This is a genomic window from Flavobacterium ovatum, assembly GCF_040703125.1.
GTDB lineage: Bacteria > Bacteroidota > Bacteroidia > Flavobacteriales > Flavobacteriaceae > Flavobacterium > Flavobacterium ovatum.
The window spans coordinates 4,019,532-4,037,553 of record NZ_CP160035.1 but is presented as its reverse complement, the minus strand read 5'-3'; the positions used below and the strand labels follow the sequence as shown (position 1 = coordinate 4,037,553).

The 18,022-nt window shown below is 34.3% G+C and carries 16 protein-coding genes; 13 read left to right on the top strand and 3 right to left on the bottom strand.

Annotated features, from left to right (window positions below):
* The first annotated feature begins 63 nt into the window (after positions 1-63).
* The 13 genes from ABZP37_RS16610 (at position 64) to ABZP37_RS16550 (ending at position 15,849) form a co-directional block, all read left to right on the top strand.
* Complete coding sequence (locus ABZP37_RS16610) at positions 64-1,476, top strand: sulfatase (protein ID WP_366184313.1); 1,413 nt, start codon at positions 64-66, stop codon at positions 1,474-1,476.
* A 193-nt stretch (positions 1,477-1,669) separates the two neighbouring features.
* Complete coding sequence (locus tag ABZP37_RS16605) at positions 1,670-3,187, top strand: sulfatase (RefSeq protein WP_366184311.1); 1,518 nt, start codon at positions 1,670-1,672, stop codon at positions 3,185-3,187.
* A 197-nt stretch (positions 3,188-3,384) separates the two neighbouring features.
* Positions 3,385-6,132 carry a hypothetical protein gene (locus ABZP37_RS16600; RefSeq protein ID WP_366184309.1) on the top strand — a complete coding sequence of 916 codons (2,748 nt, stop codon included), beginning with the start codon at positions 3,385-3,387 and terminating at the stop codon, positions 6,130-6,132.
* Between the two features lie 84 nt (positions 6,133-6,216).
* The gene (locus ABZP37_RS16595) at positions 6,217-7,788 is read left to right on the top strand and encodes a sulfatase (protein WP_366184307.1); all 1,572 of its coding nucleotides are present in this window, start codon (positions 6,217-6,219) and stop codon (positions 7,786-7,788) included.
* Between the two features lie 257 nt (positions 7,789-8,045).
* Positions 8,046-8,333 carry a transposase gene (locus tag ABZP37_RS16590; RefSeq protein ID WP_366184306.1) on the top strand — a complete coding sequence of 96 codons (288 nt, stop codon included), beginning with the start codon at positions 8,046-8,048 and terminating at the stop codon, positions 8,331-8,333.
* Between the two features lie 530 nt (positions 8,334-8,863).
* The gene (locus ABZP37_RS16585) at positions 8,864-10,048 is read left to right on the top strand and encodes an MFS transporter (RefSeq protein ID WP_366184305.1); all 1,185 of its coding nucleotides are present in this window, start codon (positions 8,864-8,866) and stop codon (positions 10,046-10,048) included.
* A gap of 42 nt (positions 10,049-10,090) precedes the next feature.
* The gene (locus ABZP37_RS16580) at positions 10,091-11,023 is read left to right on the top strand and encodes a peptidylprolyl isomerase (RefSeq protein ID WP_366184303.1); all 933 of its coding nucleotides are present in this window, start codon (positions 10,091-10,093) and stop codon (positions 11,021-11,023) included.
* A 142-nt stretch (positions 11,024-11,165) separates the two neighbouring features.
* Entirely contained in the window at positions 11,166-12,029 is an 864-nt protein-coding gene (locus ABZP37_RS16575) for a hydroxymethylglutaryl-CoA lyase (RefSeq protein ID WP_366184302.1), read from the top strand.
* Positions 12,030-12,063: 34 nt separating this feature from the next.
* Positions 12,064-12,600, top strand: coding sequence for a hypothetical protein (locus ABZP37_RS16570; RefSeq protein ID WP_366184300.1), 537 nt, complete (start codon positions 12,064-12,066; stop codon positions 12,598-12,600).
* The gene (locus tag ABZP37_RS16565) at positions 12,597-14,000 is read left to right on the top strand and encodes a DUF5723 family protein (protein WP_366184298.1); all 1,404 of its coding nucleotides are present in this window, start codon (positions 12,597-12,599) and stop codon (positions 13,998-14,000) included. Before ABZP37_RS16570 ends, ABZP37_RS16565 begins: the two co-directional genes overlap by 4 nt.
* A 206-nt stretch (positions 14,001-14,206) precedes the next feature.
* A complete protein-coding gene (locus ABZP37_RS16560; protein ID WP_366184296.1) occupies positions 14,207-14,578 on the top strand; it encodes a hypothetical protein in 372 nt (123 codons plus the stop codon).
* 96 nt (positions 14,579-14,674) lie between these two features.
* Positions 14,675-15,313: a DUF1801 domain-containing protein gene (locus ABZP37_RS16555; protein WP_366184295.1), complete on the top strand. Its 639-nt coding sequence runs from the start codon at positions 14,675-14,677 to the stop codon at positions 15,311-15,313.
* Between the two features lie 71 nt (positions 15,314-15,384).
* Positions 15,385-15,849, top strand: a complete 465-nt coding sequence (locus tag ABZP37_RS16550; protein ID WP_366184293.1) for a VOC family protein — start codon at positions 15,385-15,387, stop codon at positions 15,847-15,849.
* A 2-nt stretch (positions 15,850-15,851) separates the two neighbouring features.
* On the opposite strand, the gene ABZP37_RS16545 is transcribed toward ABZP37_RS16550, so the two are convergent.
* Genes ABZP37_RS16545 through ABZP37_RS16535 form a run of 3 tightly spaced genes read right to left on the bottom strand, consistent with a single transcriptional unit; the run spans position 15,852 to position 17,892 of the window.
* Positions 15,852-16,340 (bottom strand): 4'-phosphopantetheinyl transferase superfamily protein, encoded by a 489-nt coding sequence (locus tag ABZP37_RS16545; RefSeq protein WP_366184291.1) that lies wholly within the window; start codon positions 16,338-16,340, stop codon positions 15,852-15,854.
* Positions 16,337-16,591: an acyl carrier protein gene (locus ABZP37_RS16540; protein WP_366184290.1), complete on the bottom strand. Its 255-nt coding sequence runs from the start codon at positions 16,589-16,591 to the stop codon at positions 16,337-16,339. Before ABZP37_RS16540 ends, ABZP37_RS16545 begins: the two co-directional genes overlap by 4 nt.
* 26 nt (positions 16,592-16,617) lie before the next feature.
* The gene (locus ABZP37_RS16535; RefSeq protein WP_366184288.1) at positions 16,618-17,892 is read right to left on the bottom strand and encodes a beta-ketoacyl-[acyl-carrier-protein] synthase family protein; all 1,275 of its coding nucleotides are present in this window, start codon (positions 17,890-17,892) and stop codon (positions 16,618-16,620) included.
* Between the last annotated feature and the right edge of the window lie 130 nt (positions 17,893-18,022).

The following is an 18,022-nucleotide window of genomic DNA, read 5'->3' as shown; positions in this document are numbered from 1 at the left end:
TAATTCGAACTATGGATAAAAGATTATAAAAACAGTTTTACACTATTTATTAAAATTATAAAGATGAAAAAAAGAACGATAAAATGGAGTGATTTTCTAATGCTTTTCCTAATAGTTATAGGTAATATAAGTATAAGTAACGGACAGAAGCAACCCAATGTTGTATTTATTATGGTTGACGATTTGCGTCCTGAACTAGGTTGTTATGGTTCGCCACAAATTAAAACTCCTAATATCGACAAACTAGCATCCCAAGGAACGTTATTTAACAATGCTTATTGCAATATTCCTGTTTGCGGTGCTTCCAGAGCGAGTCTATTAACGGGTATTCTTCCAACAAAAGAACGTTTTGTTCAATTTGATGCTTATGCATCAAAAGATGTCCCAGATGCAAAAACATTACCTCAGGTTTTTAAAGAAGCAGGATACCAGACCTTTTCTATTGGAAAAGTTTTTCATCATCCAGATGATGCTAATGATAGGAGTTGGAGTGAACCTGCTTGGTTGAATCAAGGAGAGAAATATGATTTTATGCTATCGAAAGATCCTATATCAGCCTTAACATTAAGCAAGGCTAATAGAGGAAGAATATATGAAATGCCAGATGTGAAGGATGATGCCTATAACGACGGACAGACTGCCTTGAAAACTATTGAACAGCTGAGAAATCAGAAAAAAAACAATCAACCCTTTTTTATTGCTTGCGGTTTTGTTCGTCCTCATTTACCATTTTATGCCCCAAAAAAATATTGGGATTTATACAATAGAGATTCCATTACTGAAGCAAATAATAATTTCCGCCCAAAAAATGCGCCTGCAAGTCTTAACGGAAGTGGTGAATTCAGAAACTATTATTTAGATAATTTAAACCCAAAATCGGAAGAATTTCGTAAAATGATGAAACATGGTTATTATGCCAGCGTTAGTTATACCGATAAATTAATTGGTGATGTATTACAAGAACTTAAAAATCTGAATTTAGATGAAAATACCATTGTGGTTCTATGGGGAGATCATGGGTGGAATCTAGGAGAACATACCTTTTGGGGAAAACACAATATGATGAAATTAGCCTTGAAAGTGCCTCTGATTATAAAAGTACCAGCTAATAAAAACGTTAATAAAACATCTGCAATTGTCGAAAGTGCCGATATCTTCCCAACCTTGTGTTCTCTGGCAGGAATTATTCCACCAAAACAAATTCAAGGGAAAAGTTTCACTGAGCTTCTTTCTAAAAAAGAGGAACCATTTAGAGAATATGCCTATAGTAGATTTTTAGATGGAGATACCGTTATCAATGATCGTTATGCTTATACCCATTATTCAGGTAAAAAACATGGAGAAGAAGTCATGCTTTTCGACCACCTCAGTGACCCCGATGAGAACGAAAATGTAGTCATGAAACCAGAATATAAAGAGGTTGTAAAAGAAATGGAAGAGTGGTTGAAAGCTTCTCAAGACAGAGCCTTGAAATAAGGTAAAAATCAAAGTGCTACAGAATATTGATATTATATTGGTTTAGAAATATTATTTTAGAATCCATTTCAATACGTCTATTTTGATTTCTTTAGCTGTTTTTACGTATAAATACATTTTTTTTACTGCAGCAAACAATTATTTTTTTGTTTGGAACTATATTTGGTCAAACAACTAATATATAAATAACATTATGACATTAAAAACGATACTATCCATTTCTCTAGGTTCCTTTGTGATGTTAACCAGTTTTGCTTCAAAAGTGGAAACAGAAAAGGATACATTGACAGAAAAAAAGGTGGCTAGCCAAAAACTACCCAACCTGATTATTATTCATACCGATGAACATAATTTCCGAACGCTAAGTTGTTACCAAAAATTACTATCAGAAGACCAAGCTTTTGTTTGGGGAAAAGGCAATAATTCCAAAACTCCCAACATTGATAAATTGGCAGACGGCGGTGCTATTTGTACTAGTTATTATGCCTCGTCGCCAGTATGTACGCCATCTAGAGCGTCCTTGGTGACAGGTTTGTATCCTCAAGCTACAGGTGCACCCAAAAACGGACTTCATTTGAAGAAAGGAATACCAACTTTTGCCTCTATTTTAAAAGACAATGGTTATTCGACTTCCTATGTAGGGAAATGGCATTTGGCTGGAAATGGAACTTATGCTTTTGGAATTGAATATAATGGAGGTTTTGAAGATAATCGCTATATGATGGATGGAGGGCATGCTCCTTATTTTCATTTAGAAGGTGATAAGGTTTCTGCTGTCAATCAAAACCAAATTAATAAATTCCCAAAAGAAGAAATTATTCATTTAACCGATTTTTTTACCGATAAAGCACTAGAAATACTTGAGCGTGATAAAAAGAAGCCTTTTGCCTTGATGGTATCTATTCCAGATCCGCATACTCCTGATTACGCAAAACCTCCGTATCACACGATGTATGAAAATCTAAACATTAAAGCTCCAAAGACAATGGCAGCAGAATATACCGCCATCAAACCATCATGGGCTAAGGACGGCGAAGATAAAGAAGATACTAATGAAGCCAATGGGAAGAAATCTTTTGCTAAAGACAAAGAAGCCTTAAAACAATATTTCGGAATGGTAAGCCATATCGATGATAGTGTAGGTCGAATTCTTAAATTTTTGGAAGATAATAATTTAACCGAAAATACGATTGTGGTTTTTACTTCAGACCATGGTGATATGTTTTTTGAACACAATCGTGTAAATAAAGGCGTTCCTTACGAAGCATCTGCTCGCATTCCGTTTGTAATTCGTTATCCAGATAAAATTCCAGCGGGTAAAGTAATTAATACGGCTTACACCAATGTCGATTTTGCACCAACAATCTTGAGTATTATGGGAATAAAAACCAAAGCTAAGTTTCATGGTTTAGATAGTTCTGATGATTTTTTAAACGCTAAAAAAGTAATTGATAGTGATAGAATAACCTATTATGCCAAATCTGGTGGCTGGTGGGTAACGGCTGTAAATGATCGCTATAAATTAGTAATCGATAAAAACGAGCATCCTTATTTGTTTGACTTAACAAAAGACCCAGACGAGTTGACCAATTTCTACAATGATAAAAATTATAAAGCGATTGCTCAAAAGATGCAAACAGAATTGTTCAAACAGCTAGTAAAATATGATGAGCCTGGTTTAAAAAACAGTAAGCCTTACATTACAGAATAATACATTTTAGTTTGTTTTAATGATGTATAGTCAATAATTTTTTTATTCGAACGATTAAATCCTCAGTATTTAGAAGGTTTGTCTTTTTTATTTCGTTTAAAGTATAGAATAGGGATTTGTCTACGGATTAGTCCCTTTTTTTATTAGAATAGATTTGTTGAATAGTTATAACGATCGTGATTAGTAGTGAAATATATATGAAAAAAATAATAAGTTTATTAGTGATTTTTTTGAGTATCCAAAGCGGACAAGCTGCTGACGGAATTAAAAGTATTGAAACTGATTACACCATCATGAAAGTGAGGGTGATGAAGTATAAAAACACAACAAAAATTATAGGTTCCAGTTACGAGGGAACAGTCGTTTGTTATGATTATGATGGAAAGTTACAGTGGAAGAACGAACTTTCTGGTTTTATGAATAATGACATTTATTGTGCGGATATTGACGATGACGGTAAAGATGAGATTTTGGCTCCAAATGCAGACGGAAACTTATATTGCCTTGATGATGATGGAAAGTTATTGTGGAAATTTAAAAAGAATTCTGCACCTATTTTATCAGCAACTATGGTTTCTAAGGATAAAATAAATTATGTTGTTTGTGGTGGTTACGATAAGAATATTCATTATTTAACAGCCGATGGAAAATTGTTAAAATACATTCCGTCAGCTTCTTATAGTGTTGAAAATAAGTTTAAAGATCATGCCATCAATTACCTGAGAACGATTCAGCAAAAAGGAAAAGATGTTTTGGTGGCTTTAAGTGCTTTCAATACCAATTACGATCAAGGAGTTTTGTATTATTTCAATCCTTTAGAGAACAAACCTTATGCTTCTGACAAGATGAATGGTAAAGGTAAAGGAGGTTCTTGTCCAGGAACTTTTTCGGTAAATGATTTGGTTCCAGGAAACACAGAAATAATTTTAGGAGGAAACGGATTGAATCAATTGGGAGTTTCTGTGGCTTCTGTTGAAAAATTAACCAATGCTAAATTAGATCTAAAACTAAAAGAAAAATCAGATTTAGGAGCAGTAGGTTACCGTTTGGCATCTGCTGAGGCAATTCCAGATGCAAATAGTTTCAAATATTATGTGCTGTTTGGAAATAGAATGTTTTTAGTTTCTCCTGATAAAAATGGAGAGAAAACAGAGATTATTGAAAGTAATTATGCTTTTAATGATATGTGTAAAGATGCGAGTACTAAAAAACTAATTTTAGGTAGCGCACAAAGTGGTGGTAGTTGTATTCATGTGATTGACTACACCAATAATAACTGGAAAAAGGATTTCGAAAAATTAAATCCTCCCGGGAAAATTTTCAAAATTCTTGAAAACACAAAAGATTTTAGTCTAAAGCTAAGAAAGTTTAAAGCACCAAATTGGGAAAACCAAAAAGTGGCTGTAAAGGTTTTGTCTTCTGGTTTGAATAGAGAAGAAATAGATGCTTTGGCTAGAATAAATAGTAAAAATCCAGTAATTATAGAAGAGGTTAAAAAACTATACCCACATGTCGAAAATTGGGATCGTTCTATTTTGGATAATAAAGTTTCAAGAGAAACAAGGGATGATCGTAAGAAAGCCGATTTAACTAGTACAGAGGCATTTAATCTTTTCAAAAAGGGTTTAGATGATTCTAAATCAGGAATTCAGTATTGGCAAGGACACGGTAGAGATGTTTATTTCTATTCCTTATCAACTGTAAAAAAAGTAGTTGATTATGCGGGAGCAAAAATAGTGATTCCAGTTTTGGCAGAATTGGAGCAACACGATAAAGATATTGAGTGGACGACAGAAAATTTCATCTATCCATTAGCAAATCATTTACAGGGAACAAACAGTTTTTTTTCAATTAGAAATAAAAATTTATTTTGGCAATCATCGGTTTATACACCGGCTTGGAAACGTTTGGTTTCTGGGGAGTTTGCCAATGTATTTGTGTCGTCTATGGAGGAATCCAATAGCAAAACAATGGACATGAGTATTTCGGGTAGAATGGGTTTATGGGCTGCGGGTTCGATGAATCAATGGGGAAGCCGATTTACAAGAGACAATGCTTGTTATGATCGATTGAGACAATTGTCTTATCAAAAAGTACCAAATCATGCGTTAAGAATGTTTGTACACCAAATTGCTAGTGGTGCTACCGTGGTTCACAATACGTCTGTAAATGAAGACTATCAAAAAGTATTGTGGGATATGATTGCAAAAGGAATTTTGTACGTTCCTACTCGTGAAGAAATCGTGAGTATTAACCCCGTTCATTTAAGTATTATAGATCCTGATTCTTTGTATTTAGAAGGGAATCACGTAAAAGATATAACCATTTATGATGAAAAATTCGAAAATGAAAATCCTATGGTTATAGGTCGTACCACGGGCGTGTTTGCAGGTGCTCCTGTAACAGATTGGGATTTTTCTAGCTACGCATCAGGTGCCAAGGAACGCAGATTAGAATTTTTACCTACTTATAGCAACGGAATGGTTTTGACAACGCCTCCGACAGACAAAAATTCTAAAAGAGGATTGTTGGAGAATCACCTAAACCCTATTTATAAAAATAATGTAAAAGAATTTTTTACAGACGGTAGAAATTATTATTCGGATGCAAATAAAACAAAAAGTTATAGAGCAGATGAGTATTACACAACAGTAAAAAAAGCGATAGAAGAAGGGACAAAAATAATGCCTCTAACTGTAGAAGGTCGTGTGGCTTGGGTAGCGGCGCAAACAGCACCCACTCATTTGCGATTGACCTTGGTGGATGGTGGTTATGTAAATCCAGGTGACCGCATGGTGACGGTTAATTTTCATACAGCAAAAGTAAAGAAGATCATTAATTTGTTAACCAATGAAGAGGTGAAATTCACAGCAGAAAAAGCAACCATCACTGTACCTTGTGGGTTGTTTGTGTTTCTGGATATTGAGTTAAAAGAAAAACTTTAAAAAAAGGTGGTTTTCTAGATGAAATCAATTTATAAGAAGGTAAACTACAATGGCTAGACTAATTTTTAATTTCTATTTATGTACATGAAAAAATATATATTTCTTCCATTCTTAGTGTTTTTTCTCTTTGTAGTTTCAAATTCCAAAGGGCAAAAGAGCAATTCTCCCAACGTTGTTTTAATCATGTTAGATGATTTGAATGACAATACAGGTTTTTTGAAAGGGCATCCACAAGTAAAAACGCCAAATATGGATGCATTAGCAGAGCAAAGTGCTGTTTTTTATAACGCTCACGCCAATGCTCCAATTTGCGGTCCTTCACGGTCAAGTCTATTGACAGGGATTTATCCTCATGTTTCTGGTAATTTTTGGTTTGACAAATGGTTTGAAAATCCTATTTTGAAAAATTGTAAAAGTCTGCCCGAGATCATGGGAATGAGCGGATACCAAACTTTTGGAACAGGAAAATTAATGCACGATGAAGTAGAAAGTATGTGGGGTCAATTTGGGATTCCAAATGATTTTGGACCCTATCCATTTAACGGAAAGACGATTGTTGGTCATCCATCCGTTCCAGAAAAATTTAGAGAGTTGGGTAAAAATGATGGTTTATTCACTTCATTGGCAGACGTTCCAGAAATACTAGCTACCTCTATTGCGCCTGGTTATAAAGGTTGGAGAGATGTTAGAAATAAAAAACTTTTCAAATACGTTAATGATGACGACAGGGATTTGATGAGCGATGAATTGAGTGCAAACTGGGCAGTGGAGAAAATAGGGTCATTAGAAAAAGCCAATGATGCAAAACCTTTTTTCTTAGCAGTTGGATTTGTAAAACCACACACTCCATTGGTAGCTCCTCAAAAGTATTTTGATATGTATCCATTAGAGACACTCAAGCTTCCAGTGATAAAAAAGAATGATAAGGACGATTGTTTTTACTTATCTACTTTTGATCGTTTTACACCACCATGGGCTACATTTTATACAAATTTAAAAGCTTCCTATAAAGAGGAAGATGAGGGATTAAAAAAATACTTGCAAGCCTATTTGGCTTGTGTAACCTTCGCCGATGATCAAGTGGGAAAAGTGATAGATGCTTTGAAAAAAAGCAAATTTAATGATAATACAATAGTCATTTTGGTTAGTGATCACGGCTATAATCATGGAGAAAAAGATTTCTTGTATAAAAATAATTTATGGGAAAAAAGCACAAGAGTACCGCTCTTGATTCGAACTCCAAAAACGGTTGCAAAAGGTGGAGTGAAGGTCAATAACCCTGTTTCATTGGTTGATATTTATCCTACCATAATGGATGTATGTAATATTACCGAAACTAATATGAAAAATTCAAATGGAGCTGCATTGAGCGGATTTAGTCTTAATCCTTTTATCGAAAGTGCTACAGGCAAAGGTTGGAAAGGGCCAGAGGTAGCATTGACAGTAGTAAGAGGTGACTTTAAGAGTAAAGATAAAAAGAAGCAAAGTTATGCCGTAAGGTCCAAAGAGTACCGCTATATTTTATATGTAAACGGAAAAGAAGAACTCTATCATAACGATAAGGATCCAAACGAATGGGATAATTTAGCAAATGATCCAAAATTTTCTAAAATAAAAATGGAGCTTAAAAAACAATTGCTAGCATTGATTAATTGAGACCAGAGAAGGAGTTGATACGCTATGAACAGAATTAAATGTAGTTAATGTTTTTTCGAAAAATGTGGGGTAATTGCAGTTTACAATGGATCATTATTGTAAGTTTAAACTTGCTAAAAACGAAGTAATGGGAGAAATAAGAAAGTTTATTGACTTCGAATATTTCGATTCAATAAACTTTTTTTAATTAATGCTTACGGATATAAAAATAACGTAAAATAAAAGTAGATTCTAAGAGTAAATTAATTGTAAAGTATGTGGTTACTGATGCTTCAGTACATGATTCTCAAGTTCTGGATAATTTATTAGATAAAAAAGATATGCATGAAGATTTCTTTGGAGACTTTACATACACAGGTAAAAAACAAAAAGATAGTATCTCACAAAAAGAGATGACTGATAAAACTTGTAAAAAGGGCTATAAAAACAATCCATTAACTGAGCAAGATATAGCAATCAATAGGAAAAAATCAAGGGTGTGTTCTAGAGTTGAGCATGTTTTTGGGTGGAGTATGGATGGAATGAATTTGTATGCTATTGGATAAAAAGAGTTGAAGAAACTGTTGGATTGATGAATTTGACATAAAATTTGTTTAGGAAAATTAAAATTCAAACCATTTAATGAGAACGTGTGGGTAATTGCTAACAACAACAACAATTATCGCACTAAAAATGAACTTAGACAAGAAGATTCTGAAATATGTAAACTTAAAAACTACTTTCAAATTTTTTAAAATTGCTAAAAAAAAAGCAATGATAAATACTGAAAGTAGTTTTTAGAGATTACCTTAATAGTGTTTGGTATTTGTTGGTCTCAAATTATAGTTAAAACTATGTACTTTAGCGTATTTCGCTTTAGCTTCTAAAAACTTTTTACCACAGATTATTTGGATTAGACGGATTTAATCTCTGGAAATCAATTTAATCAGTGGCTAATTTTCTTTTTTTTGTAATTCATCCTTGCAGACTTTAAGTCTGCCAACCAAATCTATGGACTTCAAGTCCAATAGTGGTTTAGTTAAAATTTAGCTTTTGTTTAAAACAATAAATTAGAAATACAACCTATTTTTGAGCGATGAATTTATCAAAAAAGAATGTTTTGTTTATGGCAGTGGCTACAGGACTTATTGTAGCTAATTTATATTATTGCCAGCCCCTAATCGTTTTAATTGCCGACGAATTTAAAATACCACATGCAGATGCTGGAACAATAACTTATCTTACTCAAGCGGGTTATGCTATTGGGCTATTTTTTATGGTTCCGCTAGGGGATAAATTAGAACGTAAAACTCAAATATTATATACCACTTTTGCTTCTGTAATCGCTTTGATTATTGCGGCAACGGCTCAAAGTTATCTAATCTTAGAAATCGCCTCCCTTTTAATAGGAATCACTTCAATAGTTCCACAGCTAATTTTGCCTTTGGCAGCTTCTTTAAGCGCACCTGAAGAACGTGGTAAAGTCGTAGGAACTATCATGAGCGGACTCTTAGTCGGAATTTTGTTGTCACGTACATTAAGCGGTTTTATTGGTGAAGTTCTCGGTTGGCGTGCCATGTTTTGGATTGCTTCTGGATTATGTTTGTTGTTGTTTTTTATTATAAAAAAACAATTTCCATACAACAAGCCTGTTTTCAAAGGATCGTATGGGCAATTGATAGGTTCGCTTTTTACTTTAATCAAAGAGCAACCGTTGTTACGTGAAGCGACTTTGATTAATGTTTTTAGTTTTGCGCAATTTGGAGCTTTTTGGACAACAATGGTTTTATTACTTTCTGCTGACCCTTTTAATTTTAACAGCGCAACAATTGGTTTGTTCGGAATAGTAGGTGCTTCGGGAGCACTGGCTGCTCCATTGGTTGGTAAATTAGGTGATAAAGGAAGTTCTAGAGTTGCCGTAGGTTACGGTTGTATGTTAATCTCTTTGAGTTTTATAATTTTCTATTTCTCAGGGTCGAGTGTCATCGGAATTATTCTAGGGATTATATTTATCGATATTGGTATGCAAGGAGTTCATATATCCAACCAAACACGCGTTTATTCGATAATGCCCGAAGCTAGAAACCGCATGAATACTGTATTTATGTCTTTTAGTTTTTTAGGAACTGCTGCAGGTTCTGCCTTTGGACTATTTTTATGGCAGTTTGGTGGATGGCAAGCGGTAGCATTGGGTTGTTTGTTATTGTCTGGATTAGCGTTTTCTGTATATGTGTCTACCTATAAATCAAAACGGAAAGTACTAGAAAGTAGGAATGGATAAAAATTAATTTGTAAATTTGCACTTCAATAAAAAAATATAAAGATGGAAAACGGAATATACGCTAAATTCAACACTGCTAAAGGTGCTATTTTAGTAAAATTAGAGCATGAATTAACGCCAGGAACAGTAGGGAACTTTGTAGCTCTTGCTGAAGGAAATATGGAGAATAAAATAAAACCTCAAGGCCAAAAATTCTATGATGGTTTGAATTTTCATAGAGTTATTCCTGATTTTATGATTCAAGGAGGATGTCCTCAAGGATCAGGATCTGGAGACCCAGGGTACAAATTTGATGATGAATTTCACCCAAGTTTGAAACATGACAAGCCAGGAATTTTAGCAATGGCTAACTCAGGACCAGGATCTAATGGTTCTCAATTTTATATTACACATGTACCAACTTCATGGTTAGATGGAAAACATACTGTTTTTGGTCACGTTGTTGAAGGTCAAGATATTGTTGATGCAGTAGCTCAAGGAGATAAATTAGACTCTTTGGAAATTATAAGAGTAGGTGAAGAGGCTGAAAAATGGAATGCTATCGAAGCATTTGTAGGTTTAAAAGGGGCTCGTTTGAAAAAACAAGAGGCTTTAAAAGCAGAATCAGAAGCAAAAATGGAAACATTAGCGGCAGGTTTTGAAAAAACGGAGAGTGGTTTGCGTTACCAATTCATCCAAAGAGGGGATGGGAAACAAGCAGAAGCTGGGAAAACAGTTTCTGTACACTATGAAGGTTCATTAGAATCTGGAAAAGTTTTTGACTCTTCTTACCCAAGAAAAAAACCAATCGAATTCCGTTTAGGTCAAGGACAAGTGATCGAAGGATGGGACGAAGGTGTCGCTTTATTGAAAGTAGGTGATAAAGCTCGTTTTGTTATTCCTTCTGATTTAGGGTATGGACCAGCAGGAGCTGGAGGTGTGATTCCTCCAAACGCTACTTTGATTTTTGATGTAGAATTAATGGAAGTGAAATAAGCTGAAAAGCAAATTTTAAAAATATTTTTAAACCCCGATTACCCTTTGGTAATCGGGATTTTTACTTTAGAATAAAACAAAAAAAACAAATGTTTTTAAAAGAAAAGATGATTCAAACTAAGTTTTTATATCTTTGATTATAATGAGTTCAGTCAAAATCATAGAATGTCCTAGAGATGCCATGCAAGGCATTAAAACATTTATTCCTGCAATACAAAAAGCAGCTTATATTCAGGCCCTGTTACGTGTGGGTTTTGATACGATTGATTTTGGGAGCTTTGTTTCGCCCCGTGCCATTCCACAAATGCAAGATACAGCTGCAGTTTTGGATTTATTGGATTTGTCCAAAACAACAAGCAAACTATTAGCTATAATTGCCAATACCAAAGGAGCAGAAATTGCTTCAAAGCATCCGCAAATAGATTATTTAGGTTTTCCCTTCTCGATTTCGGAGAATTTTCAAATGAGAAACACCCATAAAACCATTGCCGAATCCTTAATCACCTTGGAAGAAATTCTAAACATTGCCTACAAAAGCAATAAAGAAGTAGTAGTTTATCTTTCGATGGGTTTTGGGAATCCTTATGGAGATCCTTGGAGTATAGAAATTGTTGGAAATTGGACTGAAAAATTAGCGAGAATGGGAGTGAAAACACTTTCTTTATCTGATACTGTAGGTAGTTCTACACCTGAAATTATTCAGTATTTATACTCTAATTTGGTTCAGCAATATCCCCAAATTGAATTTGGAGCTCATTTTCATACGACTTATGATAAATGGTTTGAAAAAATTGATTCTGCCTTTCAATCAGGTTGTAGTCGTTTTGATGGTGCTATTCAGGGTTTTGGAGGTTGTCCAATGGCAAAAGATGAACTCACTGGTAATATGCCAACCGAAAAATTATTATCCTATTTTACCTCGAATAAAATAAATACCAATCTAAATCCGTTAAGTTTTGAATCTGCCTACAATGAAGCCTCGAGGTTGTTTAGTAAGTTTAAGTAAATATAATAATTTTTAAATGAAAAATAAATCTACAATGAAAAAAATAATAAGCATCTTCTTGTTGGTGTTTGTGTCTTGGTCTTGTTCCAGTAATTTGGACTTTAACCAAACCAATGATTTAATATTGACTCCTATTGAAGTCCTTAATTTAACTTATTTTGATGTTCCAGCTAGTCAGTTTGTTACTAGTGGAGGTGAAACTAAAACAGCTTTCGCAACTCTAAAATTTGATGCTTTTAATGATTCTTTTTTCCGAGATAATTTAGTGCGTACTGATTTCTTTTTTGAAGTGACTAATACCATAAACAGAGCGTACATAGTTGATTTCATTTTTTATAATGAAACAAATCAGCCAATCTATACTATTAGTTTTAATATACCTGCATCTAACGGAACTCCACAAGTGATTACTAAAACTGAAATTTTTAAAGACGCGAATTTAGATTTGTTAAAACAAGCTAAAAAGGAGGGTATTGGGGTAGAGATGTTACCTGGAACTCCATTGACTGAAAATAGTCCTGGGAATTTGAAATTGAGGTCAAGTGCAAACGTATATATGGAAATAAAATGAAGAAGTTAACTATATTCTATTGGCTTCTATTATTGACTTCTCTTTGTAGTTTAGCTCAAAATAAACAAATTCTCTATAATTTCACATCAGTACCTCAGTCTATGATGACTAATCCTGGAGCTGATGTATCGTATAAATTTTATTTCGGACTGCCTTTCCTTTCTGGTATTTCTACACATGTAGGCTCTACGGGTTTTTCTGCTTATGATTTATTTGCAGACAACGGAGTGGATTTTAATACCAAACTCAGGGACGTTGTTTATTCAACTACCAGTAATGATAAATTGGTTGTAAATGAACAGTTGGAGATTTTCAATGGAGGGTTTAGAGTTGGAGATTGGGACAATCCTACCTATATTTCTTTCGGAATGTATCAAGAATTTGATGCCTTGGTATATGTGCCTAAAGATCCTGTTATTTTAGCTTTAGATGGAAATCTAAATTATATTGGAAAATCTTTCAATCTAGGTGATTTAAGTGCAAAAGCTGAGGCAGTTACTGTCTTACATCTTGGTTTTCATAAAAAGATCAAAGATAATTTTATTTTTGGAGCAAGAGGTAAAATTTATATGAGTGGGTTCAATGCAAACACTACTAAGAATTCCGGTTATATCTATACGGTTCCTTCTAACTCCACAGTCTATGAGCAAGTGGTGTATTCTAATTTGAAATTACAGACATCAGGAATTGCAAATTACATAGATGGTAATAGTCAAAATAGTAATGATGATAACGTAGTGAAAAAAGCCTTTTTAGGCCCTGATTTAGGATTAGGTTTGGACGTAGGTTTTACCTATTATCCTGAAAAAAATATTCAGTGGACCGGGAGTATTTTAGATGTAGGTTTTATTAGCCATAGTAAAGATGCGAAGACATATAATTATAACGGTTATTATGAATACAAAGGAGTCAATCCTGATTTTATCAATTTTAATAATTCAACAAATAGTTTCAATGAGTTTCAAGAGGCTATATCGTTAGATACCACACGTACCAAGTACAATACATGGCGCCCCATAAAAATGAATGCTTCCTATCAATATTCCTTTAATGATGGTCGTGGTGGTTCTGATTGCAATTGTTACGGTAGCGACAATCATGACTACAAAAACGCTTTAGGAGCACAGTTGTTTATGATGACCACTCCCAAAACACCTATGTTGGCATTAACGGGGTTTTACCAAAGAAATATTTTTGACAACCTACACCTGAAGGCCACTTATACCTTGGATTCCTTTTCCTATACTAACATAGGTTTAGGACTTGCAGGCAATATAGGAGCATTCAATATCTACTTGATGGGCGATAATTTATTGGCTTACCGAGACCTTTCTAAAGCCAAAAGTATCTCCTTTCAATTTGGAATTAATTTTGTTTTCAAAGGTTACGACGACGAATAATTTTCAGGAGTTATTTCCAGCTGTACATTACAAGTCCTCACAACTAGCACCCTTTTTCTAAGCCCAAAAAGGAGCTTCTTTCAGTCGCTCTTTTTGGGCAAGAAAATAGAGGTGCTAGTTGCTCCGGGCTTTCCATTGCCATCTGGACTAGGGAATTGGTAGGATTATAGGGTAATTCTAAAGTATATTTAATAAATGAAATCAGCATGAAAAAATACTTAATACTTCTTATGGTACTTTTCGTTACAACTTTAGTAGCGCAAGAAATTCCAACTAGCGACAAAGACAAACAGCTCAAAGAAACAATTTATGCTGCCAATAAAAAGAAAGTAATGAATTATTCTAAAAAACAGTTTGACGCACTTTTTTTTGAGTTTTTCGAAAATAAAAACAATCCAAATATAGTACTGACCAAAGAAGCATTTTACAATTACACGATTCAAATTTCAATTTATTCAGATAGACTTGCTGCCTTATATCCAGAGGAAAAACAAATTGCATTAGAAAATAAAAAGAAATGGATATCTGAGGATTATGAAGATTATTTGATTTCCATAAAAAGTAAAAAGTTAAAATAATAAGTGCATTAATTGCAGCAGAGTTATTACTTTTAGTTAAAATTTGCACCTTCAAGATTTTGTGGAAATAATTAATAATTTCAATCCATTCTACCAATGAATCCAAAAATTGATGAATTTTTAAGTAAAGCCAAAAAATGGCAGCAAGAAATGGAGCAATTAAGGAATATTCTCTTGGATTGTCAATTGACTGAAGAATTGAAGTGGCGACAACCCTGTTATACCTTTCAAAATACCAATATCATTTTAATCGGTGGGTTTAAAGACTATTGCACGTTGAGTTTTTTCAAAGGTATATTGCTAAAGGATACGGATAATTTGCTAGAAGCACCCGGCGAAAATTCACAATCGGTGCGAATAATTAAGTTTGTAAATATTCAGGAAATCCTTGAAAAAGAAACGATTTTGAAATCGTATATCTACGAAGCTATCGAAGTAGAAAAAGCAGGTTTGAAAGTAGAATTAAAAGAAAGCACGGATTTAGAATTCCCAGAAGAGTTACTTCAAATATTTAAAGAAAACCCAACTTTCCAAAAAGCATTCGAATCCTTAACTCCGGGAAGACAACGCGGTTATAATTTGTTTTTTACTGCTGCCAAACAATCTCAAACCCGCGTTACTCGAATCGAAAAATACCTCCAGCAAATCCTAGACGGTAAAGGAATCAACGACTGTACTTGCGGTTTGACCAAAAAATGGCCACGTTGTGATGGTTCTCATAAGAACATTCGATAACTGGTTTTTTAAATGAATTTTTGTAATTTTAGGATATAGTTAAAATATCAATTTACTTAAAAATCAGCATCATGAAACCAAAACACATTTATCCAGGAGCTCATTCTCTTAATCCTTATATCATCATCAAAGGTTGTAATGAGGCTATAGAATTCTATAAAAAAGCCTTTGGAGCCAAAGAAAGGTTCCGACTGCTCATGCCAAACGGTTCAGTAGCACATGCGGAAATCGAAATTGAAGGTTCATTACTAATGTTATCTGACGAAAATCCAGATTGGGGCGCTATCAGTCCAACAACATTAGGAGGAAGTTCTGTAGCTTTAAGTATTTATGTCGAAGATACAGACAAAGTATTCCAACAAGCAATAGACGCTGGAGCAACTGTTGTTATGCCAATCAAAGATGAATTTTATGGTGACAGAACAGGTCAGGTTATGGACCCTTTTGGATACAAATGGATGATTGCCACTCATATTGAAGAAGTCAGCCCAGAAGAAATGCAAAAAAGAATGGAGAAAATGTTCTCTGGGAATTAATCCTATCGAAAACCTACAATTACTTTACTACGTCCATGATGACTTACAGAAATGGGTTTTCCAGAAGTCTCTTCTATGGGCAATCCGTTCTCGTTTTTGATATAAGCAACAATATATAAAGTCATTACTTTTTCGAAATCACTTTTTTGTTGTACTGCGACAGTACGTATGATTTGATCGACTATACGACTCTTCCCGTAAAACGGAATCCCAAACAATTCGATTATGGACTGGTATTCCCCATGTTCTAATTCCAACGATTGAATTTTTATTTTGATAGGATAAAATCCTTGATTGTAATAGATTCTTTGATTGGCTTTATACACACTTTCTTTGATGCTCCAAAGCAACCAAACCATTTCATCTTGGTTAGCTGCATTTTGAATAAGAGTTTGCTCCGATGCCGTATATAGTTTGTCTAGGAAGCCTTTACGTTTCCAATCACTTTCTGTTTTTGCCAAAACTAAATCTACAACATCATTACCAATCATTTTTCGGCTAATTTGGTTTGAATGATAGTAATTGTGTTTTCGATATCGGTCATTTTTTCCATCGATTCATTGTCTATTACAATATCAAAAGCATCTTCTACATCCAAAATGATGTCGACCAAATTTGCCGAATTGATATTCAAATCGGTAATAAAATTGGTTTTATCCGTTAGGTTTACAAAAGCTTCTTCATCATTAACGAAAGGCTTTACTATAGGTTTTAATCTTTCAATTATTTCTTCTTTGCTCATTTTTTAGGGTAGTAATTATATGTTTTTTATATTTTGAACTTCTGGAAAATTAGGCATCCATTCACATCACCAAATCCAAAACTGGCTTTGATTGCAATATTCAGTTCTTTTTCGATTAATTGCTGCGGTGTTTTTTCAGCGTCTATGTAATTATTGATTTCAGGATGTAGGTCTTCGCAGTTTATATTCGGGAAAATAAATCCATTGTAAAGTTGGAGTATGGTGGCGACACTTTCAACGCTTCCTGCAGCAGACAAACAATGGCCAATCATTGATTTTAGTGAGTTGATATAAGGAAAACCGATTCCTTTTCGATTCAAAGCTTCACTCCAATTCTTGATTTCTAATGCGTCTTTTGATGTCGCTGTCAAATGCCCGTTAATGTAATCGACTTCATCAGCATTCACATTAGCATCGACTAAAGCATCTATAATACATTTTTGAACAGCAATCGAATTAGGTGCAGTCATCGTTCCCTCCCCTCTTTGTCCACCAGAATTGATATTACCGCCAAGAATTTCAGCATAAATGCGAGCGCCTCGTGCCAAGGCAGATTCTAAATCCTCAATAACCAATGCTCCAGCGCCACTACTAGGTACAAATCCTGAGGCAGAGGCACTCATCGGTCTAGAACCTTTTTCGTGTGATTCATTGTGTTTAAAAGTACATACTTTCATGGCGTCAAAACCACCCCAAATATAAGGACCAGAATCGCTGGTGCTTCCCACCAACATTCGTTTGGCTTTCCCTTGTTGGATTCTTTCAAATCCCATCATAATACTTTCTGTCCCAGTAGTACAAGCGGAGGAATTCGTAGTCACTTGATTTCCTAATCCCAATTTCCCTCCTAGATAAGCTGAAATACCGCTATTCATTGTTTGAGCCACAGCCGTACTCCCTAATCTTCTGGTTTGAAAATCATCAATTTTATAAATTGATTCCCGGAATTTTTCAATTCCACTGGTTCCTGTTCCAAAAATAGTTCCCGAATCCCAATCAGGGTTTTCATTATTTTCAATGGTTAATCCTGCATCTTTCCATGCATCAAGTCCAGCAATAACGCCGTATAAAATACCTGTCGAATTGAAATTTCGTAATTCTAAGTCCGAAAAGTAATTTCGTTTTAATTCTTCTGAGATTTTCGGTGTACCTGATATCTGACAGGAAAACTGTAGTCGTTCCAATTCTGGATTGAGCTCGATGCCCGAAATGCCGTTTTTTATAGCATGCGTAAACGCATCGAGTCCAACTCCATTCGGAGCAACGATTCCTAATCCGGTAATGACAACTCTTTTTTTCAATTTTCAATATTATTTTCGATAACTAACTGTCGCAGTCAATTTCGGTTAGAGTACAATTTTATTGGTGTAATACATTTTTACTATTTAGTGATACCTCATAAGTATTGAAAATGATTTAATGCTTTGTTTT